This is a genomic window from Zoogloea ramigera (genome assembly GCF_006539865.1).
Lineage (GTDB): Bacteria > Pseudomonadota > Gammaproteobacteria > Burkholderiales > Rhodocyclaceae > Zoogloea > Zoogloea ramigera.
On the sequence record NZ_BJNV01000057.1, the window covers coordinates 1 to 24,909 of the forward strand.

Consider the following 24,909-nt stretch of genomic DNA (forward strand, 5'->3'; position numbering starts at 1 on the left):
CGACGCCATCGCATGCAATCACTGCCGCGTTCAACCCGAGCGAAGTTACCCCAGACCACGACGCGTCAAGCCGCATCAGCATTTGGCATATAAGGGAGCTTAAGTTGGGAGCATTGGCCCTGGGGGGACCGCATTTCCCACCATCCTGCCAACGCTCGAAAAGAAAACCTTGTCTCCAGGTCTCGAGAATCGATAGTCGTCAGGAAATGACTGAAGGATAGCAGCTTCTCGCAAGGATATGGCTCTGTCCTGCTCCGGATGCCCAAAACGGCCAGTACCGAAGTTGAAGCACTGCGTCGTCATCGTCGGCGCGGGCCGGTCCCAGGTCATGCGGGCATAGACGCTGCGGAACGATGCCCCCGTCGCAGCGCGGTGGCAGGGGGCGCGCAGCTCCTGCGGCCAATCCTCCCACGTGCCGCCGGGCTTCGATGCACGGATACGCTCCAGGTTGATGGGGGTCAGGCTGCGCGCCTTGTGCAATCGATCGTTCCTGTCGGTCTCTCCGGCGGCCAACGGGGGAAGGTGCTGGATGGCATCACGGACAGTTCGATACTCGCCCTCGGCCGGCTTGCGGAGTTTGATGGGGCCCATGCGCGATGCCACCAGCACGAAGCGGCGGCGCTCCTGCGGGATGCCGTAGTCGGCGCACCGCACGCGCTTGGCGTCCACCTCGTATTCGAGCTCACGGAGGGTTTCGAGGAACTGCCGATACGGCGCGTGGTTGGTCACACGTGGCACGTTTTCCATCGTCACCAGCTCGGGCTTCAGTTCGCGGACCAGCCTGGCGAACTCGCCCAGGAGCCCCCACTTGGCTTCGTCCTTCTCGTCACGGGTGTTCGCCAGGGTCGAGAACGGCTGACAGGGGGCGCAGCCGGCCAACAGCCGGATCGCGCCGGGCGAGTACCACTTGGCGATCTCCTCGCCGGTCACCTCGCTGACGCTCTTCAGTTGGAAGCTGGCTTTGTTGTTCTCTTCGTACGGGTATGTGCACGCCGGGTCGATGTCGTACCCAGCCAGGACGGCTATCCCCGCCTGACGTAGCCCGCACGTCAGCCCCCCGACACCACAGAACAGATCTACAGCTTCAATCTTCATGCAAAAATCTCCCGGTTGGATTGTACCCGCGGTGAAGCCGTTGGTCAGTGCGGACGTCTGCACACCCACCGCAACACTTTCAAGTACGCCGACCGATCCACAGCCATGCCCGCTCACCGGGCACGACCGGATCATTGCACAAATTAGCCTTATATGGATTAAATTTATTAGCCACATACAGCTGCGCGCTCTCCATCCCCACCGTATTAGCCCCCCTGCCGAACGGTTCGGGGCCTGGGCGAAGGCATCGGCGAGCCGGGTTTTGGTTGTCGTCGCCGTTGATGCAGATCAGCGTCACGCTGCTGGTGGCGGCCATCCGCGCCGGCCGCGGGAAGCGCTGCAGGCTCGTTCCGAAGGGCGCACCGGCGACATCGGACTGAGGTGGTAGTTCGAGAGGGAGTTGCGGCACGGCAGCAGGAGCATCCTCTGACGCATTCCGGTCTCGATCGATATCAGATTTTCTGCAGGCATGGGGCGGCAGGGTTGGCGGTTTGCTGGCGTTTCTCGGCAGCTTTCGGGGCGCCATCATACAATCGCGTGCCCGGACGGGTGTTTGCCCCGCTGCACGACCGGGCTGCTTCCCCATCGCCGCCAAGCTCCGCCATGCCCCACCTCACCCCCGCAATCCTCCACGTCGACGACGCGCTGATCGTCACCGTCAAGCCGGCCGGCCTGCTGTCGATGCCGGCCCGGGGCGAGGAACGCCAGGACAGCCTCGAGAACCGCATCCAGGCGCTTTACGCCGACGCCCGCCTGGTGCACCGGCTCGACATGGCCACCTCCGGGCTGGTGCTGTTTGCCCGCGGCCCCGAGATGCTGCGGCGGCTCAACCTGGCCTTCGAGCAGCGCGTCATCGGCAAGCAGTACTGCGCACTGGTGCACGGCCACCTGGCCACCGACAGCGGCGAGATCGCCCTACCCCTCGCCGCCGACCCGCACAACAACCCGCGTCAGCGGGTGGACCTGGCGGCCGGCCGCCGCGCCCTCACCCGCTGGCGAGTGCTCTCACGCAGCGGCGAGGGCGAAGCGGCGGTCACCCGGCTCGAACTGAAGCCCGTCACCGGGCGCACCCATCAGCTGCGGGTGCACCTGATGTCGATCGGCCACCCCATCGTCGGCGACCCGCTGTACGCGCCGCCCGACAGCGCGGCACGCCACCCGCGCATGTACCTCCACGCCGCCCGCCTGGCGCTGATCCACCCGCAGACGCGGGTGCCGGCGTGCTTCGAGAGCGCGGTGCCGTTCTGAGCCGCCCAGGCCCGGGCGCCGCCCCGCCCCCCGTGGGGGCAAGCCAAACCTGGGGCAGACCTGCGTTTCCTGGAGAGGATCAGCGCAGGCCCGCGCGAGCGGCGACGCCGGTGGCGGTGAAGTCGGTGAACACCCCGTCGATACCCAGGCTCATGTAGTACTGCATCTCAGCCTGCGGGTCCTTGAAGCCGTAGCCGCTGGCGTCGTCGCGGAAAGTCCAGGTGTGCACCAGCAGCCCCTTCCGGTGGGCCATCTCGATGACGCCGGTGCTGCCGTCCACGCGGCGGTCGTTGATCGTGAGGGTGGCGTCGCCGGTGCGTTCGACGCCGTCATTGACGGTCTTCACGAGGTAGGGCTTCCAGGGGCCGACGGCGTCGGCGTAGGTCTTGATGAAATCCAGCCCGGACGAGGTGAGCAGGTCGGCAAAGCTGCGGCTGTCGTTGCTCACCACGAAGTCGTAGGGCTTGTGATAGGGCGCCACCAGCGACATGCTGCCGTCGTCCTTCACGTCGTCGGCGTCGATCAGCTGCACCAGCCTGATGTTGGTCTGCGTGTTGAGATACTGCAGGTTGGACACCTCGAAGGACTGGATGAACACCGGCACGCTCGCCACGTTGCCGTAAGCGGCGTGGAGCGTGGCGACCAGCTTGTCCTCGAACACCCTGGCCCCAAAACCCACCGTGGTGGCATGGTAGGTGGAGTGCTTGATCTCCGGGTAGATGCCCACGCTCTTGCCGCGCTTGGTGCCTTCGGCCTTGGCGAGGGCGATGACTTCGTCGAGGGTCGGGATCTCGTAGAGGCCGTTGTAGGCCTGGGGGCGGTTCGCCCGGGGCTGCACGGCGCGCAGGGTCTTGATCTCGGCCAGCGTGAAGTCGCTGGCGAAGTAGGCGGTGGTGGGCACGCCATCCACGTCGCGGGTGCGCATCCGCGAGGCCGGGAACTTGCTCGCCACATCGGTCGTGCCGTCGAGCATGGGCTCGTGGCGGTCGATCATCACGCCGTCCTGGGTCAGCACGAGGTCGGGCTCGATGAAGTCGGCGCCCTGCTCGATGGCCGCCTTGTAGGCTTTGAGGGTGTGCTCCGGCAGGATGCCCGAGGCGCCGCGGTGGGCGATCACCAGCGGCTCGGCGCCGGTCAGCGTCTTGAAGCGGGGGCTGTCGTCGCTGCCTCCGCAGGCCTGCAGGAAGGCGGCGGACAGCACGAGGGCGAGGGTCTTGATCTTCATGGCCAGGGTTCCGTAAGTGGGGAATGATGCAAGGCGCCAGGGGCGGCGCTGCAATCTATCCCCCGCCGATTACGGAAGCATGAACGGGCCGCAGCGGCCCCTAGCCGGTGAGCGTCATCAGCGACGTGTTGCCCCCCGCCGCGGTGGTGTTCACCGTCATCACCCGCTCAACGCACAGGCGATGCAGCGGATAGCGCTCAGTGAGCGGATCGGCGCCGATCACCGGCTGCAGGGCCCCGCCCGCCGCCGCGGCCTCGCGCCGGATGGCAGCGAGCCGCCCGTCGTCACCCGCGGCCAGCACCGCCGCCACGGCGCGGGTTTCGCCCGGCGCCAGGCGCTGCACGCGCCCCGCCACCTCCGCCGGCAGCCCCACGGGAAGCCGGACGCCGGCATCGAGCACCGGCGTGTTGCCGCAGGCCAGCGCAGCGGCCAGCTGCTCCAGCAGGGCCGCCTCGTCGCCCGCCCGGCACAGCACTTCGCCGCGGGGCGCAAAAGACAGCCGGTTCGTCTCGCCGGTGGGCCCGGGGAGCCGGGCTTCCCAGCCGAGCAGGGTTGCCGCCCGGTAAGCCCGGCACGCCTCGGCGAGCGCCTCCCGGCCCGGGGCCGCGGCCCAGGCTTCGAGCGCATCGAAGGCTGCCGGCAACACGTCGCCCCCGGGCCGGCGCACTAGCCCCAGGCGCTCGGGTGGCGGGTTGGTCAGGCCGAGCAGATGCACCAGATACAACGGGCCGCCGGCCTTGGGCCCGGTGCCCGACAGGCCCTCGCCGCCAAAGGGCTGCACACCCACCACCGCGCCCACCATGTTGCGGTTCACATACATATTGCCCGCGCGGATACGCCGGCTCACCGCCTCGATGCACTCGTCGATGCGGCTGTGCATGCCGAAGGTGAGCCCGTAGCCGGTGGCGTTGATGGCCTCCACCAGCGCGTCCAGCCCGGTGGCGGCGTAGCGCAGCACATGCACGACAGGGCCGAAGACTTCCCCCTGGAGCACCGCCAGGCTGTCGATCTCGATCAGCGTCGGCGGCACGAAGCAGCCCACCTCAGCCTCGCCCGGCAGCGCGCACTGGACCACCCGATAGCCGGCCGCGCGCATCTGCTCGATGTGGGCCAGCAGCCCGGCGCGGGCGGCCTCGTCTATCACCGGGCCCACATCGGTGGCGAGATGGGCCGGGTTGCCGATGGCGAGCTCGCCCATCGCCGCCTCAAGCATGCCCAGCACCCGCCCGGCGATGTCGTCCTGCAGGCACAGCACGCGCAGCGCCGAGCAGCGCTGGCCGGCGCTGTCGAAGCCGGAGGCGATGACGTCCTGCACCACCTGCTCGGCCAGCGCCGACGAGTCGACGATCATCGCGTTCTGGCCGCCGGTCTCGGCGATCAGGCGCGGCTGCGGCCGGCCAGCCGGGCGGGTGGCCAGGCTGCGGTGGATGTGGCGGGCGACCTCGGTGGAGCCGGTGAAGATCACCCCGCATACCCGCGGGTCGGCCACCAGCGCCGCGCCCACCGTCTCGCCGGCGCCGGGCAGTAGCTGCAGCACCGCCGGCGGCACACCCGCCGCGTGGAACAGGCGCAGCGCCCGGGCGGCGATCAGCGGCGTCTGCTCGGCGGGCTTGGCCAGCACCGGGCTGCCGGCCGCCAGCGCCGCGGCCACCTCGCCGACGAAGATCGCCAGCGGGAAGTTCCACGGGCTGATGCAGGCCACCGGCCCCGGCGGCGCGGGCGGCGGCGGCAGGCTCTCGGCACTGGCCGCGTAATAGCGGCAGAAATCCACCGCCTCGCGGACCTCGGCCACCGCGTTGGGCCAGGTCTTGCCGGCCTCGCGGATGCACAGGCTGATGAGCTCGGGCGTGGCCGCCTCCAGCGCGTCGGCCGCGTTGCGCAGCAGCCCGGCGCGCTCGGCTGCCGGCCGGGCGGCCCAGGCGTCGGCCGCATCGAGCGCCGCGCTGACGGCCCGGTCGATGTCGGCGGGCGAGGCGCACACCACCCGCCCGACCCGGTCGCGCCGGGCGGCCGGGTTGCGGACGTCGAAACACGGGCCGATGTCGGCGGCCCCCGTCGCCAGCAGCGGGCCGGCCTGCCATTCGACCCGGGCGAGGCGCTGGAGCTCTTTAGACAGCCAGGCCAGCGTGGGCGCGTCGGCGAGATCCAGCCCCGCCGAGTTGGCCCGCCCGGCGCCGTACAGCGCGCGCGGCAGCGGGATCGCCGGGTGGGGCTGGCCGCCGGCCTGCAGCACCAGCTCCAGCGGTTCGGCCAGCAGGTCGCGCTCCGCCACCGTCTCGTCGACGATGCGGTTCACAAATGAGCTGTTGGCGCCGTTCTCCAGCAGACGCCGCACCAGGTAGGGCAGCAGTGTCTCGTGGCGGCCCACCGGGGCGTAGATGCGGCAACGCCGGCCGCCCTCGCCCGGGGCCACCACGTTGTCGTAGAGCGGCTCGCCCATGCCGTGCAGGCACTGGAACTCATAATTGGCCACGCCCCGCTCGGCCGCCATCTGCTCGACGCTGGCGAGGGTCTGGGCGTTGTGGGTGGCGAACTGGGGGTAGATCACGTCGGCGGCGGCCAGCAGGCGGGCGGCGCAGGCCAGGTAGCAGAGGTCGGTGTGCGGCTTGCGGGTGAACACCGGGTAGCCGGCCTGGCCGTCCACCTGGGCGCGCTTGATCTCGCTGTCCCAGTAGGCGCCCTTCACCAGCCGCACCATGAGGCGGCGGCCGGCCAGGCGGGCCAGCTGCGCCAGGTAGTCGATGACCCACGGGGCGCGCTTCTGGTAGGCCTGCACCACCACGCCCAGGCCGTCCCAGCCGGCCAGCGCGGGCTCGGCGGCGAGCCGCTCGACGAGATCGAGGGAGAGTTCCAGCCGCTCGGCCTCTTCGGCGTCGATGTTGAAGCCGATCCGGTAGTCGCAGGCCAGCCGGGCCAGGGCCAGCAGACGCGGGTAGAGCTCGGCCAGCACCCGCTCCCGCTGGGCCCGGCTGTAACGCGGGTGAAGCGCCGACAGCTTCACCGAGATGCCCGGCCCGGCCACCACGCCAGCGCTGCCCGAACAGCCGATGGCGTGGATCGCGCTTTGATACGACCCGAAGTAGCGGATGGCGTCGGCCGTGGTCAGCGCCGCCTCGCCCAGCATGTCGAAGGAGTGGGTGTAGCCCCTGGCGATGTTGGCCTCGCTGCGTTCCAGCGCCTCGGCGATGGTCTCGCCCATCACGAACTGCTGGCCCAGCAGGCCCATCGCAAACTCCACCCCGCGGCGGATCAGCGGCTCGCCACCGCGGGTGAGCAGCCGGCTGAGGGTATGGCCCAGCGAAGTCTCCGGGTGGGTGCTCACCAGGGCGCCGGTGATCATCAGCCCCCAGGTGGCGGCATTCACGAACAAAGAATCGCTGTGGCCGGGGTGGCCGCACCAGTCGCCCCGGGCCAGCTTGTCGCGGATCAGGCGGTCGACGGTGGCGCGGTCGGGGATGCGCAGCAGGGCCTCGGCAAGGCACATCAGGGCGACGCCCTCCTGGCTCGACAGGGAGAACTCGTGCATCAGCTTGTCCACACCGCTGGCGCCCCGGCGCCGGGCTCGCACGGATTGCACCAGCAAGCGGGCGCGGGCTTCGACGGCGGCCGGATCGGGCCGCAGCATCTGGAACTCGCTCACCAGGGTCGCGACGACCTGGGCTTCGTCCGCCCGGCAGTGGCGGGAGATGGCCTGCCGGTGGTCGTGCAGGGCGGCCTCGAGGGCGGTGCGGGCTGTCATGGAGGACGCCTCCGTGAAATGCGGTTGTGATGCACATTTTGAGAGACAAGCGGCGCTGGCCGGGGTTCAAGGATGCGACACCCATCGCCACCACCAAGGCCGCCACCGAGGCCGCCACCGGCGCCAGGCCGTGCGGAATCACCCCTGTGCGAGCAGGCGCGGCCACGGCCCTCGCCCCGGTTTCGGAGCCGCGCCCCGACAGGCGCGACATGGTGCCGCACCCGGCCCATGGGGCTGCGGCCCGGGGGCGCGGCAGTTCATACTTGTTTTCAACATTTAATACTTCCCCATGCTGAAATCGTGGGCTTTAACATTGCGCTCCGCAGGGCAGATCTTTTTTCGGCTCCGGCGCCACGGCCAGCGCATCGCGCGCTCGCCTCCCGCGACACCAGCATCCTCGTACCGCTTCACCTATCGAACATGCCATCGACTCATCCCGGTGTGCTGAACGGAGCCCGCATTCTCGTCGTGGACGATGTGGACTCCGATCGCTACCTGCTCACTCACTACCTGCAGCGCCAGGGCTGCCGTGTCTATGTCGGCGTGGATGGCCAGGACGCCTTCCAGAAGGCTGTCGCCGTGCAGCCCGACATCATCCTGATGGACGTGCGCATGCCCGGCTGTGACGGGCTCACCGCGTGCCGGCTGCTTGGCGACGACGCCCGCACCCGCGACATCCCGGTGATCTTCCTGACCGCCGCCGCCAGCCCCGAGGAGCGGGTCGAGGGCCTGCGCGCCGGGGCCGTGGATTACATCATCAAGCCCTTCGACTTCGAAGAGGTGCGCCTGCGCCTGGTGATCCACCTGAAAACCCTGCGCCCGCCCGAGCCCACCGCCGACCTCGCCCAGCAACAATCCCGGCTCGACCGCAACCTGTTCGAATCCGCCCGCAAGCAGCTGATGTCCCGCCTCGACAGCCCGCCCGATCTGGCCCAGCTCGCCCAGAGCACCGGCACCAGCCAGCGCCGGCTGTCGGAGGCCTTCAAGAAGTGCGTCGGCGTCACGATCTTCGAGTTCCTGCGCGAGGAGCGGATGAAAGAGGCCCGGCACCTGCTGGCCAGCACCTCCCTCGACATCCAGGCGATCGCCCTCGAGGTCGGCTTCACCAGCGGCGCCAACTTCGCCACCGCCTTCCGCGAACGCTTCGGCATGTCGCCCAGCGCCTTCCGCCGCGACCGCCCGGGGCAGGAATAAGGGCTGGCAGCAGGGGCTTGCGTCAGGCCCGTCCTCCGGCTGCCCTTGCCGCTGGCGGCAGCCTCGCCGCAGGGCAAATCCCGCCCATCTTGGGGATTGATTAAAAAACCCTTATATTCTTATGGAGATCAAGAGATCGCCGGGACTTGCCTGCCCGCCCTGCCGGGCAGGCAAGGTTTCCGACGCAAACACACCAAAGAGGGAGACATCATGAAGAACCGTTTGGCAACCCTGCTCGCCGGCACCGCCCTCGCGCTGCTGGCCCTGCCCACCCACGCCGCCGACCTCAAGCGCGCCGAGGAGATCGTCGGCGGGCGCTGCTTCCTGTGCCACGGCATGGAGGGCGAGGCCGCGTCGGCGCTGTACCCGCGCCTCGCCGGCCAGCACGCCGATTACATCGCCAAACAGCTCGCCGACTTCAAGAGCGGCCGCCGCAAGAGCGACACCATGTCGGGCATGGCCGCCGACCTCAGTGCCGACGAGATGAAAGAGCTCGGCGCCTTCTTCCAGAAGAAACCCGCCACCCGCAGCGAGACCACCGACGCCGACCTCGCCGGCGTCGGCCGTTACATCTTCACCAAGGGCAACACCTTCTCCGGCGTGGCCGCCTGCGTCTCCTGCCACGGCCCCAAGGGCCACGGCACGCCACAGCTGCCGCGCCTGGCCGGCCAGCAGGCCCTCTACCTCGAGAACCAGCTCAAGCAGTTCAACACCCGCGAGCGCAACAACGACAACGCGGTGATGCACTCCATCGCCTCGCGGCTCACCGAGCTCGAGGTCAAGGCCGTCGCCAGCTACATCTCGACCCTCGAGTAAGCACCGCCCGGCCAGGGGGCGGCCGGCTGCACCCCCTGGCATGTACTGCACCTGAATCGGCAGACGGCGTGGCAGGTTGCGCAATCCAGCGCGGACAAACCTGCAACGAATAAAAACACTAAAGACAACAAAAACGATGCCGGCAACACAGGTAATCGCCGTTGTCTATCGGCCCGCGCCCATCTGTTGCCATCTCCCGTGAGAGTCATGCCATGAAAGCCATCAGCCGTCTTTCCCTCAGCCACCAGTTTGTCGGCGTGACGCTGGCGATGGTCAGCCTGGTCATCCTGGGCCTGGCCCTGTTCGTGTCGGCCTACACCTACCGGATGAGCCTGGACTAGGTCAGCCAGGACCTGAAACAGCAGGTGCACAGCGTACGCAAGATGCTGGACACCACCCATGAGATCAGCGTGGGCCTCACCGACAAGGTCACGACGCTGTTCATCTCGCAATTCCCCGAGCCCTTCACGCTGGTGGCCGATCGCTCCGTCCAGGTGGGCGCGCTCGAGGCGCCGACCCTCGAATACCGGGGCAAGGCGCTCAACCTCGACTTCACCGCGGTGGACGAGCTGACCCGCAACACCGGCGGCGTGGCGACGATCTTCGTCCGCCAGGGGGACGACTTCATCCGGGTGAGCACCTCCCTGAAGACCGACAAGGGCGAGCGCGCCATCGGCACCCGCCTCGGCGCCGATCACCCGGCGCGCGCCCGGCTCCTCGCCGGCGACTCTTACCTGGGCAACGCCAAGCTCTTCGGCCGGCACTACATGACCAAATACGTGCCGGCCCGCGACCGCGACGGCAAGGTGGTGGGCGTGCTGTTCGTGGGCTTCGACCTCACATCGGTCTTCGCCAGCCTGAAGAGCACCATCGACGAGCTCAAGTTCGGCACCCACGGCTACGCCTACGTGTTCCATTCCCAGGGCAAGGAGCGCGGCGTGATGCTCTTCCACCCTCAGTTCGCCGGCAAGGACTCCAAAGACCTGAAGGATGCCAACGGCGAGCTGCTGATGGAAAAGATGATGGCCATGCCCGCCGGCAGCATCACCTACCCCTGGCAAGACCCGGACGGCACCACCCGGGAAAAGCTGGCCCTCTTCGAGCAGACCGACAGCCTCGGCGGCCTGGTGGTGGCCTGCGGCGGCTATGTTACCGACTTCACCGCCGGCAGCGCGGCCCTGCGCAACATGATCCTGCTGGCCTCGGGCGTCGCCGCGCTGCTGCTCGCGGCGCTGCTGTATGCCTTCATCACCCGCCAGCTGCGGCCGGTGCGCAAAATCGTCCAGGCCCTTGAGCGCATCGGGGCCGGCGACCTGCAGGCGCGCATCGGTCGTGGCAACGACACCGGCCCGACCCGCAACGAGCTGGACATCATCGCCCGCAGCATCGACGCCAGCACCGCCAGCATGGGCCAGCTGATCGGCGAGCTGCGCCAGCAGTCCCGCGAGGTCGAGGGCACCGCTGCCGCCCTGTCCCAGGTCTCCCGCGCCCTCGCCGACAACGCCGCCACCCAGAGCAACGCCGCCAGTGCGATGGCCGCCGGCGTCGAAGAGCTGGCGGTCAGCATCAACATCCTGAGCGACAACGCCCGCAGCACCGACTCGAGCGTTCGCGAGACCCGCGAGCTCGCCAGCCAGGGCCGCGAGGCCTCCGGCGCCGCGGTCAGCCAGATGGCCAACATCGAGCAGGCGGTGGCCGACGCCGCAGGCCAGATCAAGCACCTGGGCGAGGCCTCGCGGCAGATCTCGTCGGTGGTCTCGGTGATCCGCGAGGTGGCCGACCAGACCAACCTGCTGGCGCTCAACGCCGCCATCGAAGCCGCCCGGGCCGGCGAGCAGGGCCGCGGCTTCGCGGTGGTGGCCGACGAAGTGCGCAAGCTGGCCGAGCGCACGGCCGCCTCCACCCAGGAGATCTCGCGGGTCGTAGACAGCATCCAGAGCGGCGCCGGCGAAGCCATCGCCGGCATGCACGCGGCCCGTGGCCGGGTGGGTGAAGGCGTCGTCAAGGTCGAGGATTCGGGCGCCCGGATGGCCGCCATCGAGTCGGGCGCGAGCAGCGTTGCGGCCCTCGCCAGTGACATGTCGAACGCCCTCGCCGAGCAGGCCAGCGCCGGCAACGCCATCGGCGAGGAGGTGGAGCGCATCAGCCGCCTGTCGGAGCAGAACGACGCGGCCTCCCAGGAGGCCTTCCAGGCCGCCGCCAGGCTCGAACAGCTGGCCAGCCGCATGGCGGAATCCGTCGCCCGCTTCAGCGTCGCGGCCTGAGGCGCTTGCGCCGCAGCTTGAAGCGCTAGCGCCGCAGCTCGAAGCGCTTGCGCCGCGGCTTTAAGCGCTGGCACCACACCTCAAGCGCCGCCGATCCAGGCCGGCCAGGGGCCCGCGGCGCCTCGCGGGTGCTCGACAACATCCTGGGGCTGATGAAAACCCATCAGGCCGGGATGCGCCCGCTGCCGCGCGCCCTCGGCGCCCGGTCGCAACGGCCATGAAGACCGGCCGGGCGGCCCCGGCAGCCTGTTGAGGGGATCAACAGGCGGTCAGGCCGCTAGAGGGCGTAGTAGTCGAGGCGGAAGGACGGATCGTCCAGGCTCAGCGCCGTGTGCTCGAGGCGCTCGACGACCTCGTAGCGGTCCGCCGCGTCGGCTTCAAGCATGTGCTCGTGGGTGATGAACAGCGGCCGGGACCTGGAAACCTGCTCCGCAGCAAGCTTCTCCCGGACGCAGAAACGATAGGCGAGTTCGGCGTTCATTCGGGTCATCCTCTGAATCAACGGAGCCTCCATGATACACCCCGCCTAACGGCACAAGGCCCCCCGTAAAAATTCTTTCTCCTTGTTTTGTAACGGTTTTGTCACACTAAAGTGCTAGCTTCGGGCGCATGTGGATACTCAGCCTCCTGAAGCCTGACCCGCCCCTGGCAAGCCACTTCATGCCGGGCAAGATCCATCACGTCCCCGCCGGTTGCGCCCTCTTCGAGGAGGGTGATGCCGGTGACACCATGTACATCCTCACCCACGGCAGCGCCGAAATCTCGTCTCCGGCGCGGGCCGTCGAGCCCCTCGGCCCCGGCGCCATCGTGGGTGAACTCTCCCTCGTCGCGCCGGGCCCACGGCCTGCCACCGTAAAAGCACGGCAGGACTGCGAATTCGTCGCCGTCGACGCCCGCAGCTTTCAGGACATCGTCCGCGACAACCCAGCCTTCGCGCTGGAGGTCATGCGCAGCCTGGCCCGCCGCCTCCCCGCCACGCCGCAGGGCTGAGCCCTCCGGGGCGGCCTGCCCCGTCTTCCTCTCCAGCCTGCCCTGGCTGCCGCCAAGCGAATGTCCCTCGAAAAGATCACCGAGCTCCTGCGCAAACAGCGCCTCGTGGAAGGCATGGTGCATAGCCAGAGCATGCCCCGGCAGCAGCTCGTCGAGACCATGGTGCACCGCACCCACCTGGCCGAAATCCAGAACCTGCTGCACCGGCTGAGCAGCCGCGAGATCGGCAACATCCTCGAGGCGCTGTCCCCGGGCGACGCCCGGGCCCTGTGGCAGCAGCTCCCCGAAACCCGCGAGAACGACGTGCTGTGGGAAGTCTCCGAGCCGCTCCGCGAGCACCTCGCCGGCGGCCGCGAGCCGGGCCTCGCCCAGGCCCGCATCAACGCCTTCGAGGTGCGGGACGGGCGACTCTGCCAGGTGCCGATCACCTGCCGCCGCGACCTCGCCGCCGTCAACCCGCTGTGGATAGACCTGCTCGACGCCACCCCGAGCGAGCGGCAATACGTGGGCGAGCGCTTCGGCCTCACGCTGCCCGCGCCGGGCGAGGCCACCGACCTGGAGGTCAGCTCCCGCTTCATCCGCGAGGAGCACGGCGAGATCCGCCTGCACTCCAACTTCCTCCTCGACCGGGCCGGCGAGGCCCGCAGCGTGCCGGTGGTGTTCATCCTGCGCGGCGGCGTGCTGTTCTCGCTGCGCAACGAGGAGCTGCCGGCCTTCCGCCTGCAGCGCCGCCGCGCCACCACCCAGCCCGGCCAGGTGGGCGACTGCGGCGGCCTGCTGGTGGACCTCTACGGCGCCGACGTGGAATATTCGGCCGACTCGCTGGAAGGCATCTACGCCGCCATCGGGCAGGTTGGCCGCAAGGTGCTCGGCGAGAGCCTGAGCGACGAGGAGGCCGCCTCGATGCTCGCCACCATCGCCGACGAGGAAGACCTCAACGGCCGCATCCGCAGCAACATCCTCGACACCCAGCGCGCCATCTCGTTTCTGATGCGCTGCAAGGTGCTGGCCGAGGCGCCCCTCGACGACGCCCGCCAGATCCTGCGCGACATCGAATCCCTCAACAACCACACCGCCTTCCTGTTCGACAAGATCAACTTTTTGATGGATGCCACCATCGGCTTCATCAACATCAACCAGAACCGCCGCGTCTCGCAGCTCACCGTGTTCGGGGTGGTGTTCATGCCCATCAACATCCTGGCGGGCGTCGGTGGCATGTCCGAGTTCTCGATGATGACCAGCGGCATCCCCTGGCCGCTGGCCTACGGCGCCCTCATCCTCAGCATGGGCCTGGTGGGCTGGGGCACCTATGTCGGCTTGAAGCACGTCGAGGCGCGCAAAGCAAAAAAGGGCAGCGCGCGGCTCGCCTAGGCCCGCCCGGGCGCGCCGCCACGCGACCGACTTCAATCTGTAACGCGACTGCGTAATACTGGATGCCAGCGTACTTCAACGCGCCCACCACCCGGAGAATCCAGCCATGTCGCACATGCCCAGGGAAACCGGCGCCCCCGCCGGGCTCTCAAGGAAACACAGGGCCGCTCCACGTTTTCTTGCTCCCCTCGGGGGGCGGGCTGGGCGGAGCCTGGCCCTGGGGGCACTCAGTTGTGTTCTCGTCTGGATCGCCCACACGAGCCAGGCCTCCCGCCTGGCCCGCCTCGCCAGCCAGGGGCTGGGCCTTCCCCCGGCCACCGACCCAAGCCGCGAATGCTGGCGCGAGGACATGGGCCGCGAGGCCGACAACCCGCCGCGCTGACGCGGCCGCCGGCCCGCAAACACCGGCTTGCCCGGCATCCGCACAGGTCTAATATTCAGTCAGGTGGATATACTCCGGCCGCCGCCCAGCCCCGCAGGCCGGGTGCGGTGAGCCGCCAGCGGCCTGCACTGATAGGGAGAAGACGATGAAATCGAAGCAAGGGCGTTTTGCGCTGGCGCTGGCCAGCCTGCTGCTGGCGGGTTCCGCATGGGCCCAGGCGAGCCCCGAGGCAGCGCCCGGCGCCGGCCGCGGCATGGGGCCGGGCGCCGGCATGGGCCCCGGGCACTGCATGCAGGCCGACCCGGCCCAGCCCAACTGCGGCTGGCGGATGAGCCGCCGCAACAGCCCGGGCTACGGGCTGATGACCCCGGAAGAACGGGCCGCCCACCAGAACCGCCTGCGCAGCTTCCAGAGCCGCGAGGAATGCCTGGCCTACATGCAGGATCACCACGCCCAGATGGGTGAACGCGCCAAGGCGCAGGGCAAGACGCTGCCCGCGCCGCGGATGCGCCTGTGCGACCGCCTGCCGCCCGCCTCCGGCCGCTGAAACCACTCCGCCGCCACGCCCGACCGCCGGCGGCGGCCCTGCAGATGAACACCACCGAAACCCTCCTCACCCGGGCCCGCGCCGCCTTCGCCACCGCCGGCCACACCATCGAGAACGTGCGCCGAGACTTCCCCGAATGGCACCGGGGGCGGCCCCACTACGCCCTGTGGGCGCTGGACGTGGACACCGCACCGATCCGCGATGCCATGGCAGCGGCCGATGCCCACCTCGACGGCCTGCTCCTCGATGACTATCGCCGGCAGGCCCACGTCACCCTGGCCCTGTGCGGCTTCCCCTGCGACACGCCGCGCCATGCCGACGACTTCGGCCCGGAGGCCCTCGCCCGCCAGCTCGCCGCCCTCGAGGCCAGCGGCGTCGAGGCCTTCACGCTGCAAGTGGGCCGGCTGGCCAGCTTCACCTCGGCGCCCTTCCTGGCGGTGCATGACGCGGGCGGCGGCATCGCCCGGCTGCGCCGCGCCCTCACCGGCGACACCGCCGAGCCCGGCGGCCCCTACACCCCCCACGTCACCGTCGGGCTGTATGCCGGCGCCTGGCCGACCGCCGAGGTGCTCCCCCGCCTGGACGCCTTCGATGCCGGCCCGCCGCTCAGCTGCACCATCGACAGCGTCAGCCTGATGCGCTACGCCGCCCCCGACATCGGCGGGCCGCTGGAGACCCTCGGCCGCTTCCGCTTCGGCCACGGCTTCGGCTGAAGCCCTCGGCGGGCTCGGACAGTCCATCCACACGCCTGTGTAATCCTTCCACACGCCCGTATATTCCTTCTACACGGCCGTATGTTCCTTCTACACGGTCGTATATTCCTTCTACACAGCCGTATATTCCTTCTACACAGCCGTATATTCCTTCCACACGGTCGTATATTCCTTCTACACGACCGTATATTCCTTCTACACGACCGTATATTCCTTCCACACGACCGTATATTCCTTCCACACGGCCGTATGTTCCTTCTACACGACCGTATATTCCTTCCACACAGCTCCGTAGGTCGGGTTAGCGCAGCGTAACCCGACATCGCCTCGATACACTCCGCGTGCGACTGAAGTCGCACCTACAGCAGCGACAGGGGCGTCGCGGTGTCGAGGCGACTACACTCAGCCCGCGACCACCCGCTGGCGCTGGCGGCCGAGGCCGCTGATGCCCAGCTCGACCACATCGCCGGCCTTCAGGAAGCGCGGCGGTTTGAAGCCCATACCCACCCCCGGCGGGGTGCCGGTGATGATCAAATCGCCCGGCTCCAAGGTCATCACCTGGCTGCAGCGGGCGACGACTTCGGCGCACGAGAAGATCATCAGCCGGCTGTTGCCGGTCTGCATGCGCTCGCCGTTCACATCGAGCCACAGGTCGAGGTTCTGCGGGTCGGGCACCTCGTCGGGGGTCACCAGCCACGGGCCGACCGGGCCGAAGCTGTCGAAGCCCTTGCCCTTGCCCCACTGGCCGCCGCTCTTCTCGAGCTGCCAGCTGCGCTCGGACACATCGTTGGCCACGCAGAAGCCGGCCACGTGGGAGAGCGCCGCGTCGGCGCTCACCTTGCGGGCCTGGCTGCCGATCACGATGCCCAGCTCCACCTCCCAGTCGAGGCGGGTGAAGCCCTCCGGCGGCACGATGTCGTCGTCGGGGCCGGCGAGGCAGCTCGTCCACTTGGGAAACATCACCGGCTCGGCGGGCACCGGCATGCCGGACTCCACCGCGTGGTCGTGGTAGTTGAGGCCGATCGCGATGTATTTGGGCGTGCCGTTCCAGGGCACGCCGAGGCGCGGGCTACCCTCCACCTTGGGCAGGCGGGCGGGGTCGATGGCCTTCAGCACCTCCAGCGCGGCGGGCGCCAGGGTGCGCGGGGTGATGTCGTCGAGCAGGCCCGACAGGTCGCGGATGTTGCCGTCGGCGTCCAGCAGGCCGGGTTTCTCAAAGCCCTTGGGGCCATAACGCAGCAACTTCATGGCAAACCTCCCTCAGCCCTGCACCGGGCGGACCTTGCCGGCGGCCAGCTTGGCGCGGGCGCGGGCCTCGTCCACGTCGGCGCCGTTGGCCACCGCCACGCCCATGCGGCGGCGGGTGAAGGCCTCGGGCTTGCCGAACAGGCGGATGTCGCTGCGCGGCACCGTTAGCGCCTCGGCGACGCCCTCGAAGGCGATGCCGGCGGCCTCCATGCCGCCGTAGATCACCGCCGAGGCGCCCGGCTCCCGCAGGCTCACATCCACCGGCAGGCCGAGGATGGCGCGGGCGTGCAGCTCGAACTCCGAGAAGCGCTGGGAGCACAGGGTGACCAGGCCAGTGTCGTGGGGCCGCGGGCTGACCTCCGAGAACCACACCTCGTCGCCCTTCACAAACAGCTCGACACCAAACAGCCCGCGCCCGCCCAGGTTGGCGGTAACGGCCCCGGCGATCTCGCGGGAGCGGGCCAGCGCCGCCGGGCTCATGGCCTGGGGCTGCCACGACTCCACGTAGTCGCCCGACACCTGCACGTGGCCGATCGGGTCGCAAAAATAGGTCTGCACCGCGCCGCTGGCGTCGCAGGCGCGCACGGTGAGCTGGGTGATCTCGTAGTCGAAGTCGATGAAGCCTTCGACGATCACCCGGCCCTGGTTAACGCGCCCGCCGGCGGCGGCGTAGTCCCAGGCCTTCTGCACGTCGGCCGGCCCCTTGAGCAGCGACTGCCCCTTGCCCGACGACGACATCACCGGCTTGACGATGCACGGGTAGCCAATCGCCGGCGCGCCGTCGCTGCCGTCGATGGCGGCCTGCAGCTCGGCCAGCGAGTCGGCAAAACGATAGGGCGAGGTGGGAAGGCCAAGCTCTTCGGCGGCCAGGCGGCGGATGCCCTCGCGGTTCATCGTGAGCTGGGCGGCGCGGGCGGTGGGAATCACCTCGGCCAGGCCCTCGGCCTCGATCTGCACCAGCATGTCGGTGGCGATGGCCTCGATCTCGGGCACGATCAGGTGGGGCTTCTCCTGCTCGACCAGCGCCCGCAGCGCCGCGCCGTCGGTCATCGCGATCACGTGGGCGCGGTGGGCCACCTGGTGGCCGGGGGCGTTGGGGTAGCGGTCCACGGCAATCGTCTCGACGCCCAGCCGCTGCAGGGCGATCAGGACTTCCTTGCCCAGCTCGCCGGAGCCGAGAAGCATCACGCGCAGGGCGCTGGGGGAAAGGGGGGTACCGAGTTTCATGGAGCGCTCCGGTTGTGTGTGAGGGAAGGCCGCGATGATAGCACCGGGCGAATTCCCGCCATCCCGGCGGCTTCGATCGCACCAAGCGTCGAGATACGCCCGCCATCGTCGAGGCGAAGGACATTGCCCTCCCGCCCCAGACGAGGCGATTCGACCTGCAGATCAAGGATGATCGATGCCCCATCGCAATAAAGCCCATGGGCTGTTGCGATCTCGATCCGGTCGGTCACCGTCAGCCTGCGGTCAAGGACAATGAGCTGATTCACACCGCGCGGGCTCGGTCCGCCGCGGACCAACTCCCGCGTCTCCACTACATGAAAGACAACACCACGAGGACTGCGGGCCTCGCAGAGCAAGCCCAGGTGCACCAGCGCTCGCAAGGGGTCGATTACTTTCTGGCGAACCAACGCGGGATGGACGATCCGGTAGAAATCCTCCCAGGACGAAAGCCGCCCGGTCGGCGCTGCCCCGACCGGAGGCGCCACGAGCACCACTGACGCAATCAATGCAGCGACGAGGAGACGGACAGGCATGGGCATCACCGTTTCAGGCGGGGAAAGAGATTGGCGACAAAAGCCAGCTTGTCGGCGTAAGCCGGGTCGCCCCCACCGTTGTAGCGCGCGGCAATGGTGACGAAATCCCACTTGCGCCAACCCACGATAACGCGCCCTGTTCTCGTCTTGCGGTATCTCAGCTTCTCGCCGACCCGCAACTGCGTGGTGGAGACCTCGCTACGAAATTTCTTCAGCTCGTCGATACTTGTCCCGACCCGCCGAGCAATCCGCTCAAGACTGTCACCATGCACGACCGTCACGCTATGGATGGTTTGGTCGGATTCGTCCGGAACAGTCTGAACATCGAACTTCGCCATGCGCGTAAAAAGATAGGCGATCGCAGCACGTATGTTGAGCTCTGGCGAGTCGATGGACTGGGTCCGGATTGCATTGAACAGCTTCGGGCTCATCACGGGGACGCTTCCCTCGGCACCACTTTTAAGCACACCGTAGGCTGCATCGCCAGGGTTGCCGATCTGCATCGGACGTGTCTTCCAGCATGCCTGACGGGGTCCGCCGCTTTCCACCCACAACATGGCCTTCACCAGCGTCCAGTCGACGCAAACATATCCGCTGGCGGTGTTTTCGATGAAACGCGGGTTGTAACCTGCCTCCTGAGCGGAGCAGACACACTCACCGACTTCAGACCGGATCAGAGTGTCGTAAGCATCCCACTCACGATTGCTCAGACCATCCTCAACGGTATCGATCCACTTCTGGGATAGCGCCATAACACCCCCCGAAGAAAGCTGTCGAGTTCATCAGTTGGTCATGATCCCACGCCATGACGCCCCCGAAAAGCCGTAACGCAGGACAATTCTGGCCGCTTCTGGACCTGCGTTGCCGATGAAGCATTCGGGCCGCCAGCGGCTACAATCCGCCCCCTGCCGTCCAGGAAGCCGCCATGCCCATCCACCTCCTCCCCGACCACCTCATCAACCAGATCGCCGCCGGCGAGGTCGTCGAGCGGCCCGCCTCGGTGCTGAAGGAAGTGCTCGAGAACGCCATGGATGCCGGCTCGACGGCGGTCGAGGTGCAGCTCGAGCAAGGCGGCGTGCGGCGCATCCGGGTGGCCGACGACGGCTGCGGCATCCCGAAGGATGAGCTGCCGCTGGCCCTCGAGCGCCACGCCACCAGCAAGATCGCCAGCCTCGACGACCTGGAGCACGTGGGCACCATGGGCTTCCGCGGCGAGGCCCTGGCGGCCATCGCCGCGGTGTCGCGGATGAGCATCACCAGCCGCTTCGACGGCGCACCCCACGCCTGGCGCATCGACGCCGACCCGCGTGAGCTCTCCCCGGCGGCCCTCAACCACGGCACGGTGGTGGACGTGGCCGACCTCTATTTCAACACCCCGGCCCGGCGCAAGTTCCTGAAGAGCGAGGGCACCGAGTTTGCCCACTGCGACGACGTCTTCCGCCGCCTCGCCCTGGCCCGCCCCGACGTGGCGCTGCAGCTCAGCCACAACGGGCGGGTCAGCCTGCGCCTGCCCTCCGGCCGCCGCGAGGCCCGCGTGCGCTCGCTGCTGGGCGACGACTTTTTGAACGCCGCACGCCTCGTCGAGGCCGACGCCGGCCCGCTCCGCCTCACCGGCTACGCCTCGCTGCCGGCCTACTCGCGCAGCAGCCGCGACGCCCAGTTCTTTTACGTGAACGGCCGCTTCGTGCGCGACAAGCTGCTCACCCACGCCATCCGCGAGGCCTACGCCGACATCCTCCACGGCAGCCGCCACCCGGCCTACGTTCTGTTCCTCGAGCTCGACCCCTACGGCGTGGACGTGAACGTGCACCCGGCCAAGATCGAGGTGCGCTTCCGCGACTCACGGGCCGTGCATCAGTTTGTGTACCACGCCCTCAAGCGCACGCTGGCGGCCTCCGGCGCCGGTGGCCTGGCCGATGAGGCCAGCCGGCCCGAAGCCCCCGCACCCACCGGCGCCCCGGCGGCGCAGCCAAGCCATCACTACCCGCCGCCCCAGCAGGGCCGGCTGGCGATGGAGCCGGCCGCGCGGGCCTACTTCGACTTCGCCGCCTCGGCGCGGCCCGAGCCCGCCGCCCCCCAGGCCGGTTTCATTCCCACCGCCTTCGCCCCGCGCGCCGGCACGCCCCAACCCGCCACCACCGCTCCGGCAATGCCCGCCGGCGACCTCGCCCCACCCCTCGGCTACGCGCTGGCCCAGCTCCACGGCGTGTACATCCTGGCCCAGAACGAGGCCGGGCTGATCCTCGTCGACATGCACGCCGCCCACGAGCGCATCCTCTACGAGCGCCTCAAGACCCTGCTCGACGGCACGCCCGGCGTGCAGCGCCTGCTGATCCCGGCGGTGTTCGGCGTCGGCGCCAAGGACATGGCCAGCGCCGAGGAGCACGCCGAGCTGCTCGAGCGCATGGGCTTCGAGATCGCCCCGGCCGGCCCCTCCGAGCTCGCGGTGCGCAGCGTGCCGGCCCTGCTGGCCGCCGCGCCGGTGGGCGAGCTGGTGCGCTCGCTGCTCGCCGAGCTGCGCGACTACCCGGCCACCGAGGTCATCACCGCCCGCCGCAACGAGCTCCTCGCCACCATGGCCTGCCACGGCGCGGTGCGCGCCAACCGCAGCCTGACGCTCCCCGAGATGAACGCGCTGCTCCGCGAGATGGAAGCCACCGAGCGCGCCGACCAGTGCAACCACGGCCGCCCCACCTGGACGGCCCTCACGATGGCCGATCTGGACAAGCTCTTCCTGCGCGGGCGCTGAGTTTAAACGCGGGCCTCGGCCCGGTCGGCGCCCGCAACCCCGCGCCGGAAAATCCACAGCAGCACCTGCGCACCGACGCCCACGCCGCATGAATATGCAGCTCGGGCTTGCCGCTGCACAGCACATGCGGTTAGACTCCGCGCCGTTACGGGTGCCGACCCCGCGTCTGCGGGTGAGGTGAAACGGGAAGTCCGGTGACGTCGGGAGCACGCTCTCCCCGACCATTCCGGCGCAGCCCCCGCTGCTGTAAGCCTGACGAATCTGCTTTACGCCACTGTGTGCTCGCACGCGGGAAGGTTGGCAGAAGAGGATGAAGGCGAGCCAGAAGACCGGCCTGTGACGTTATGGTGTGGTATGGCCCCGGGGTGTGGGCAGAGCCGACCGATGGGCTTGCCCGACCATTGCCGTCCGTCCCGTTCCCGCTGCATCTCCCGGAACCGCTGCCGCCCCTGGTCCGCGCTCGCCCGGTCACCGGTCCGTCTTTCCGTTGCAGGCTGCTTCTGCGCGCCCCGATGTCTTGCCGCACTTCGTCCAATCGTCACGAAGGGAAGCAACATGCACATCGAACCGGGGTACGTCGCCAGTGCCAAGATCCTCACCGCCAACATCGCCGCCGCGGCATTGCTCGGCAGCCAGTCCGTCCATCTCCTCAAAGCACCGCCGCTCGTCGTCCGCAGCCTGATCGCGGGCCTGCTGTTCACGCTTTTCATGCAGGCCTTCCACCTTCCTGTGGGGCCGTCCGAGCTGCACTTCCTGGGCGCCATGCCGCTCTACCTGGCCCTGGGCTTCGTGCCGGCCCTGTTCGGCTTCGCCATCGGCCTGCTCGCCCAGGGGCTGCTGTTTGCGCCGGCCGATCTCGTGCACCTCGGCGTGAACACCCTGTCCCTCGGCGTGCCGCTGCTGCTGGTGCATGCGACCCTCGGCAAGCGCCTGCAGGCGGCCCGGGCGCGGCTCGATATCCGCGGCATCCTCAAGCTCGACGCCGCGTTTTATGGCGGGGTGACGCTGATGGTCGGCTTCTGGCTGGCCATCGGCGAGGTGGCCACGCCGCTGTCGGCCTGGCTGGCGTTTGCCTCGTCCTACGCCGCCATCGTGGCCGTCGAGCCGCTGGTCACGCTGCTGCTGGTCTCCGCCATCGCCCGCCGGCAACACAGCGCCGCCGTGCGCTTGTGCTTCCAGCCCCAGGCGGTCTGAGCGATGGCCGGCAAGGTCTGGTTCGTGGGTGCCGGCCCGGGCGACCCCGAGCTGCTCACAGTGAAAGGGCGCCGTCTGCTCGAAGGGGCAGGCGCGATCCTGTTCGCCGGCTCGCTGGTGGATCGGGCGGCCACCCTGTTCGCGCCGCCCGGCTGCGAGATCCGCGACTCGAAGGACATGACGCTGGAAGAGATGAGCGCCTGGCTCGTCGAACAGAGCGCCCGCCACGCCTGCGTGGTGCGCCTGCAGACCGGCGACCCCGGCCTGTACGGCGCGCTGATCGAGATGAGCCGCCCGCTCGGCGCCGCCGGCATCGAGTGGGCGGTGGTGCCGGGCGTCTCGTCGGCCTTCGCGTCGGCGGCCGCCGCGGGCGAAACCCTGACCCTGCCGGAAGTCACCCAGACGGTGATCCTCACCCGCGTGGCCGGGCGCACCCCGATGCCACCGGGCGAGGACCTCGCCGCGCTCGCCGCCCACCGCACGACCCTGTGCATCTTTTTGTCGATCACCCTGCTGCATGAGGTCCAGCGCGCCCTGCGGGCCGCCGGCTGGCGCGAGGACGCGCCGATCCTGGTGGTCCAGAAGGCCAGCTGGCCCGGCGAGGAGAAGATCGTCCGCGGCACCCTCGCCGACATCAAGCAGCGCTGCCAGGCCGAGAAGATCGCCAGCCAGGCCATGATCATCGCCAGCCCCGCCCTGGGCGCCGCCGACTGGCCCACCCTCGCCCGCTCCAAGCTCTACGACCCCGCCTTCACGCACCGTTTCCGCAAGGCCACGGCGCAGGAGAACCCCGCATGAACGACACCGCCATCCTGCTGGTGGGCCACGGCTCCCGCAACCGCGACGGCAACGCCGAGATCCTCCACTTCGCCGCCCAGTGGCGCGACCGCCACCCCGCCTGGCGCATCGAGACCTGCTTCATCGAGCACGCCGAGGTGCTGCTCGACGCCGGCCTCGACCAGGCCGCCCGCGGCGCCCGCCGCGTGCTGGTGATCCCCTTCATCCTCAACGCCGCCGGCCACGTGAAGATGGAGCTGCCCGCCGCCATCGAGGCCGCCCGCGCCCGCCACCCGGGGGTGAGCTTCGCCTGCGCCCGCCACCTGGGCATGGGCCGCGAGATCCTGAAGGTGCTGCAGGGCCAGCTCGACCGCCTGATGCAGGCCCTCGCCATGCCCGACCCGCAGACCACCGGCGTGATCCTGCTCGGCCGCGGCTCGTCCGACGCCGGCGCCAACGGCGAGCTGGCCAAGATGGCCCGCTGGCTGTTCGAGGACAACGACTTCGAGCTGGTGGACCTGGCCTTCACCGGCGTCACCTGGCCGCGGCTCGAGAGTGTCGTCCAGCGCCACGCGCGCCTCGGCATGACCCAGCTCGCCATCGTGCCGGTGTACCTGTTCACCGGCGTGCTGATGGAGCGCATCAAGGCCCAGGTGGCCCGCCTGCGCGGCCAGTACCCGCAGATCGCCTTCGCGCTGGGCACCCACTTCGGCTTCGACAAGGGCGTCTTCGAACTTCTCGACGGCAAGGCTGCCGGCCTCGAGCTGCCCGAAGGCGGGCTGCTCGAATGCGACGGCTGCAAGTACCGCCAGGCCGCCGAAGCCGAGCACCTGCACGACCACAGCCACACCCACGTCATGCACCACGACCACGGCCATCACCACCACGGGCATGACCACCCCGCCCATGCCTGAGCCCGCCATGCACCCCAACATCGTCACCGAACAGCTCACCGCCGCCGGCCGGGCCATCGAGCACGACTCCTTCGCCGTCATCGACGCCGAAGCCGGCCCCCACGCCTACCACCCCGACGAATGGCCGCTGGTGCGCCGGATGATCCACGCCAACGCCGACTTCGAGTTCAACGGCCTCACCGCCTTCCACCCCCGGGCCATGCAGGCCGGCCTCGCGCGCATCCTGGCCGGCGGCACGCCGGTGGTGGCCGACGTGGAGATGATCTGCGTCGGGCTGTCGAAGCCGCGCCTCGCGCACTTCGGCATCACTACCCACCAGTTCATCTCCGACCCCGACGTGATCGACGCCGCCCGTCGCGACGACACCACCCGCGCCGTGCAGGCCATGCGCAAGGCCCACCGGCTCGGCCTGCTGGAGGGCGCCATCGTAGGCATCGGCAACGCCCCCACCGCGCTGATCGAGCTCGTCCGCCTGATCCGCGACGAGGGCGCGCGGCCGGCGCTGGTGATCGGGATGCCGGTCGGCTTTGTCGCGGCGGCCGAATCGAAGGCGCTGCTGATGACCCTCGACGACGTGCCGTGGGTGGCCATCCACGGGCGCAAGGGCGGCTCGACCCTGGTCGTCGCGGCGCTCCACGCCCTCCTCGGCCTCGCCGAGGCCCACCAGCTCGGCACGGCCTGAG

23 protein-coding genes and 1 riboswitch are annotated in these 24,909 nt (G+C 69.2%); of the genes, 15 read left to right on the forward strand and 8 right to left on the reverse strand.

Features of this window, described 5'->3' with window-relative positions; genetic code table 11:
• Positions 1–99 precede the first annotated feature (99 nt).
• On the reverse strand, positions 100–1,095 hold the full coding sequence (locus ZRA01_RS15090) for a DNA cytosine methyltransferase (protein WP_141353665.1): 996 nt from the start codon (positions 1,093–1,095) through the stop codon (positions 100–102).
• Between the two features lie 603 nt (positions 1,096–1,698).
• Here ZRA01_RS15090 and ZRA01_RS15095 point away from each other — a divergent pair.
• Positions 1,699–2,343 (forward strand): RluA family pseudouridine synthase, encoded by a 645-nt coding sequence (locus tag ZRA01_RS15095; protein WP_141353667.1) that lies wholly within the window; start codon positions 1,699–1,701, stop codon positions 2,341–2,343.
• Between the two features lie 79 nt (positions 2,344–2,422).
• Here the strand turns inward: ZRA01_RS15095 and ZRA01_RS15100 are convergent, their stop codons facing one another.
• Both ZRA01_RS15100 and putA read right to left on the reverse strand, forming a co-directional pair.
• Complete coding sequence (locus tag ZRA01_RS15100) at positions 2,423–3,568, reverse strand: glycerophosphodiester phosphodiesterase (RefSeq protein ID WP_141353669.1); 1,146 nt, start codon at positions 3,566–3,568, stop codon at positions 2,423–2,425.
• 100 nt (positions 3,569–3,668) lie between these two features.
• The gene (gene putA, locus ZRA01_RS15105) at positions 3,669–7,307 is read right to left on the reverse strand and encodes a bifunctional proline dehydrogenase/L-glutamate gamma-semialdehyde dehydrogenase PutA (RefSeq protein WP_141353671.1); all 3,639 of its coding nucleotides are present in this window, start codon (positions 7,305–7,307) and stop codon (positions 3,669–3,671) included.
• Between the two features lie 441 nt (positions 7,308–7,748).
• On the opposite strand from putA, the gene ZRA01_RS15110 reads away from it, so the two are divergent.
• The 4 genes from ZRA01_RS15110 (at position 7,749) to ZRA01_RS15120 (ending at position 11,581) form a co-directional block, all read left to right on the forward strand.
• Complete coding sequence (locus ZRA01_RS15110; RefSeq protein WP_218028729.1) at positions 7,749–8,501, forward strand: response regulator transcription factor; 753 nt, start codon at positions 7,749–7,751, stop codon at positions 8,499–8,501.
• A gap of 210 nt (positions 8,502–8,711) precedes the next feature.
• A complete protein-coding gene (locus tag ZRA01_RS15115; protein WP_141353675.1) occupies positions 8,712–9,317 on the forward strand; it encodes a c-type cytochrome in 606 nt (201 codons plus the stop codon).
• 212 nt (positions 9,318–9,529) lie between these two features.
• Positions 9,530–9,658 (forward strand): hypothetical protein, encoded by a 129-nt coding sequence (locus ZRA01_RS21280; RefSeq protein ID WP_281279885.1) that lies wholly within the window; start codon positions 9,530–9,532, stop codon positions 9,656–9,658.
• Positions 9,659–9,670: 12 nt separating this feature from the next.
• Positions 9,671–11,581: a methyl-accepting chemotaxis protein gene (locus tag ZRA01_RS15120; protein WP_281279886.1), complete on the forward strand. Its 1,911-nt coding sequence runs from the start codon at positions 9,671–9,673 to the stop codon at positions 11,579–11,581.
• Positions 11,582–11,858: 277 nt separating this feature from the next.
• On the opposite strand, the gene ZRA01_RS15125 is transcribed toward ZRA01_RS15120, so the two are convergent.
• A complete protein-coding gene (locus ZRA01_RS15125; protein WP_141353679.1) occupies positions 11,859–12,062 on the reverse strand; it encodes a hypothetical protein in 204 nt (67 codons plus the stop codon).
• Between the two features lie 128 nt (positions 12,063–12,190).
• Between ZRA01_RS15125 and ZRA01_RS15130 the strand changes: the two genes are divergently transcribed.
• The 5 genes from ZRA01_RS15130 (at position 12,191) to ZRA01_RS15150 (ending at position 15,584) form a co-directional block, all read left to right on the forward strand.
• A complete protein-coding gene (locus ZRA01_RS15130; RefSeq protein WP_246093689.1) occupies positions 12,191–12,571 on the forward strand; it encodes a cyclic nucleotide-binding domain-containing protein in 381 nt (126 codons plus the stop codon).
• 60 nt (positions 12,572–12,631) lie between these two features.
• Entirely contained in the window at positions 12,632–13,942 is a 1,311-nt protein-coding gene (locus ZRA01_RS15135) for a CorA family divalent cation transporter (RefSeq protein ID WP_141353681.1), read from the forward strand.
• 106 nt (positions 13,943–14,048) lie between these two features.
• Positions 14,049–14,324, forward strand: a complete 276-nt coding sequence (locus ZRA01_RS15140; RefSeq protein WP_141353683.1) for a hypothetical protein — start codon at positions 14,049–14,051, stop codon at positions 14,322–14,324.
• Between the two features lie 145 nt (positions 14,325–14,469).
• Complete coding sequence (locus ZRA01_RS15145; RefSeq protein ID WP_141353685.1) at positions 14,470–14,871, forward strand: hypothetical protein; 402 nt, start codon at positions 14,470–14,472, stop codon at positions 14,869–14,871.
• Between the two features lie 44 nt (positions 14,872–14,915).
• Positions 14,916–15,584, forward strand: a complete 669-nt coding sequence (locus ZRA01_RS15150; RefSeq protein ID WP_141353687.1) for a 2'-5' RNA ligase family protein — start codon at positions 14,916–14,918, stop codon at positions 15,582–15,584.
• 402 nt (positions 15,585–15,986) lie between these two features.
• On the opposite strand, the gene ZRA01_RS15155 is transcribed toward ZRA01_RS15150, so the two are convergent.
• Genes ZRA01_RS15155 through ZRA01_RS15170 form a run of 4 tightly spaced genes read right to left on the reverse strand, consistent with a single transcriptional unit; the run spans position 15,987 to position 19,344 of the window.
• Positions 15,987–16,832, reverse strand: a complete 846-nt coding sequence (locus ZRA01_RS15155) for a fumarylacetoacetate hydrolase family protein (protein ID WP_141353690.1) — start codon at positions 16,830–16,832, stop codon at positions 15,987–15,989.
• A 12-nt stretch (positions 16,833–16,844) separates the two neighbouring features.
• Positions 16,845–18,059: a formate-dependent phosphoribosylglycinamide formyltransferase gene (purT, locus tag ZRA01_RS15160; protein WP_141353692.1), complete on the reverse strand. Its 1,215-nt coding sequence runs from the start codon at positions 18,057–18,059 to the stop codon at positions 16,845–16,847.
• Complete coding sequence (locus ZRA01_RS15165) at positions 18,056–18,592, reverse strand: hypothetical protein (RefSeq protein ID WP_141353694.1); 537 nt, start codon at positions 18,590–18,592, stop codon at positions 18,056–18,058. The genes purT and ZRA01_RS15165 overlap by 4 nt, the downstream gene beginning before the upstream one ends.
• A 5-nt stretch (positions 18,593–18,597) precedes the next feature.
• Complete coding sequence (locus ZRA01_RS15170) at positions 18,598–19,344, reverse strand: LysM peptidoglycan-binding domain-containing protein (protein WP_141353696.1); 747 nt, start codon at positions 19,342–19,344, stop codon at positions 18,598–18,600.
• 173 nt (positions 19,345–19,517) lie between these two features.
• Between ZRA01_RS15170 and mutL the strand changes: the two genes are divergently transcribed.
• The 5 genes from mutL to ZRA01_RS15195 all read left to right on the forward strand — a co-directional run bounded on the left by mutL (position 19,518) and on the right by ZRA01_RS15195 (position 24,908).
• Positions 19,518–21,341, forward strand: coding sequence for a DNA mismatch repair endonuclease MutL (gene mutL, locus ZRA01_RS15175; protein WP_141353698.1), 1,824 nt, complete (start codon positions 19,518–19,520; stop codon positions 21,339–21,341).
• Positions 21,342–21,473: 132 nt separating this feature from the next.
• Positions 21,474–21,693: riboswitch (cobalamin riboswitch) on the forward strand.
• Between the two features lie 203 nt (positions 21,694–21,896).
• Positions 21,897–22,535, forward strand: a complete 639-nt coding sequence (locus ZRA01_RS15180) for an energy-coupling factor ABC transporter permease (RefSeq protein WP_141353700.1) — start codon at positions 21,897–21,899, stop codon at positions 22,533–22,535.
• 3 nt (positions 22,536–22,538) lie between these two features.
• Positions 22,539–23,333 carry a precorrin-4 C(11)-methyltransferase gene (gene cobM, locus ZRA01_RS15185; RefSeq protein ID WP_141353703.1) on the forward strand — a complete coding sequence of 265 codons (795 nt, stop codon included), beginning with the start codon at positions 22,539–22,541 and terminating at the stop codon, positions 23,331–23,333.
• Entirely contained in the window at positions 23,330–24,226 is an 897-nt protein-coding gene (locus ZRA01_RS15190) for a sirohydrochlorin chelatase (RefSeq protein ID WP_141353705.1), read from the forward strand. The genes cobM and ZRA01_RS15190 overlap by 4 nt, the downstream gene beginning before the upstream one ends.
• 7 nt (positions 24,227–24,233) lie before the next feature.
• Entirely contained in the window at positions 24,234–24,908 is a 675-nt protein-coding gene (locus ZRA01_RS15195) for a precorrin-8X methylmutase (RefSeq protein ID WP_141353727.1), read from the forward strand.
• Position 24,909: the final 1 nt, after the last annotated feature.

Excerpts from the sequence above, each read along its gene's own strand:
- ZRA01_RS15090 (WP_141353665.1), bottom strand. The coding sequence starts at position 1,095 with ATGAAGATTGAAGCTGTAGATCTGTTCTGTGGTGTCGGGGGGCTGACG.
- ZRA01_RS15095 (WP_141353667.1), top strand. The coding sequence starts at position 1,699 with ATGCCCCACCTCACCCCCGCAATCCTCCACGTCGACGACGCGCTGATC.
- ZRA01_RS15100 (WP_141353669.1), bottom strand. The coding sequence starts at position 3,568 with ATGAAGATCAAGACCCTCGCCCTCGTGCTGTCCGCCGCCTTCCTGCAG.
- putA (WP_141353671.1), bottom strand. The coding sequence starts at position 7,307 with ATGACAGCCCGCACCGCCCTCGAGGCCGCCCTGCACGACCACCGGCAG.
- ZRA01_RS15115 (WP_141353675.1), top strand. The coding sequence starts at position 8,712 with ATGAAGAACCGTTTGGCAACCCTGCTCGCCGGCACCGCCCTCGCGCTG.
- ZRA01_RS21280 (WP_281279885.1), top strand. The coding sequence starts at position 9,530 with ATGAAAGCCATCAGCCGTCTTTCCCTCAGCCACCAGTTTGTCGGCGTG.
- ZRA01_RS15125 (WP_141353679.1), bottom strand. The coding sequence starts at position 12,062 with ATGAACGCCGAACTCGCCTATCGTTTCTGCGTCCGGGAGAAGCTTGCT.
- ZRA01_RS15130 (WP_246093689.1), top strand. The coding sequence starts at position 12,191 with ATGTGGATACTCAGCCTCCTGAAGCCTGACCCGCCCCTGGCAAGCCAC.
- ZRA01_RS15135 (WP_141353681.1), top strand. The coding sequence starts at position 12,632 with ATGTCCCTCGAAAAGATCACCGAGCTCCTGCGCAAACAGCGCCTCGTG.
- ZRA01_RS15140 (WP_141353683.1), top strand. The coding sequence starts at position 14,049 with ATGTCGCACATGCCCAGGGAAACCGGCGCCCCCGCCGGGCTCTCAAGG.
- ZRA01_RS15145 (WP_141353685.1), top strand. The coding sequence starts at position 14,470 with ATGAAATCGAAGCAAGGGCGTTTTGCGCTGGCGCTGGCCAGCCTGCTG.
- ZRA01_RS15150 (WP_141353687.1), top strand. The coding sequence starts at position 14,916 with ATGAACACCACCGAAACCCTCCTCACCCGGGCCCGCGCCGCCTTCGCC.
- ZRA01_RS15155 (WP_141353690.1), bottom strand. The coding sequence starts at position 16,832 with ATGAAGTTGCTGCGTTATGGCCCCAAGGGCTTTGAGAAACCCGGCCTG.
- purT (WP_141353692.1), bottom strand. The coding sequence starts at position 18,059 with ATGAAACTCGGTACCCCCCTTTCCCCCAGCGCCCTGCGCGTGATGCTT.
- ZRA01_RS15165 (WP_141353694.1), bottom strand. The coding sequence starts at position 18,592 with ATGCCTGTCCGTCTCCTCGTCGCTGCATTGATTGCGTCAGTGGTGCTC.
- ZRA01_RS15170 (WP_141353696.1), bottom strand. The coding sequence starts at position 19,344 with ATGGCGCTATCCCAGAAGTGGATCGATACCGTTGAGGATGGTCTGAGC.
- mutL (WP_141353698.1), top strand. The coding sequence starts at position 19,518 with ATGCCCATCCACCTCCTCCCCGACCACCTCATCAACCAGATCGCCGCC.
- ZRA01_RS15180 (WP_141353700.1), top strand. The coding sequence starts at position 21,897 with ATGCACATCGAACCGGGGTACGTCGCCAGTGCCAAGATCCTCACCGCC.
- cobM (WP_141353703.1), top strand. The coding sequence starts at position 22,539 with ATGGCCGGCAAGGTCTGGTTCGTGGGTGCCGGCCCGGGCGACCCCGAG.
- ZRA01_RS15190 (WP_141353705.1), top strand. The coding sequence starts at position 23,330 with ATGAACGACACCGCCATCCTGCTGGTGGGCCACGGCTCCCGCAACCGC.
- ZRA01_RS15195 (WP_141353727.1), top strand. The coding sequence starts at position 24,234 with ATGCACCCCAACATCGTCACCGAACAGCTCACCGCCGCCGGCCGGGCC.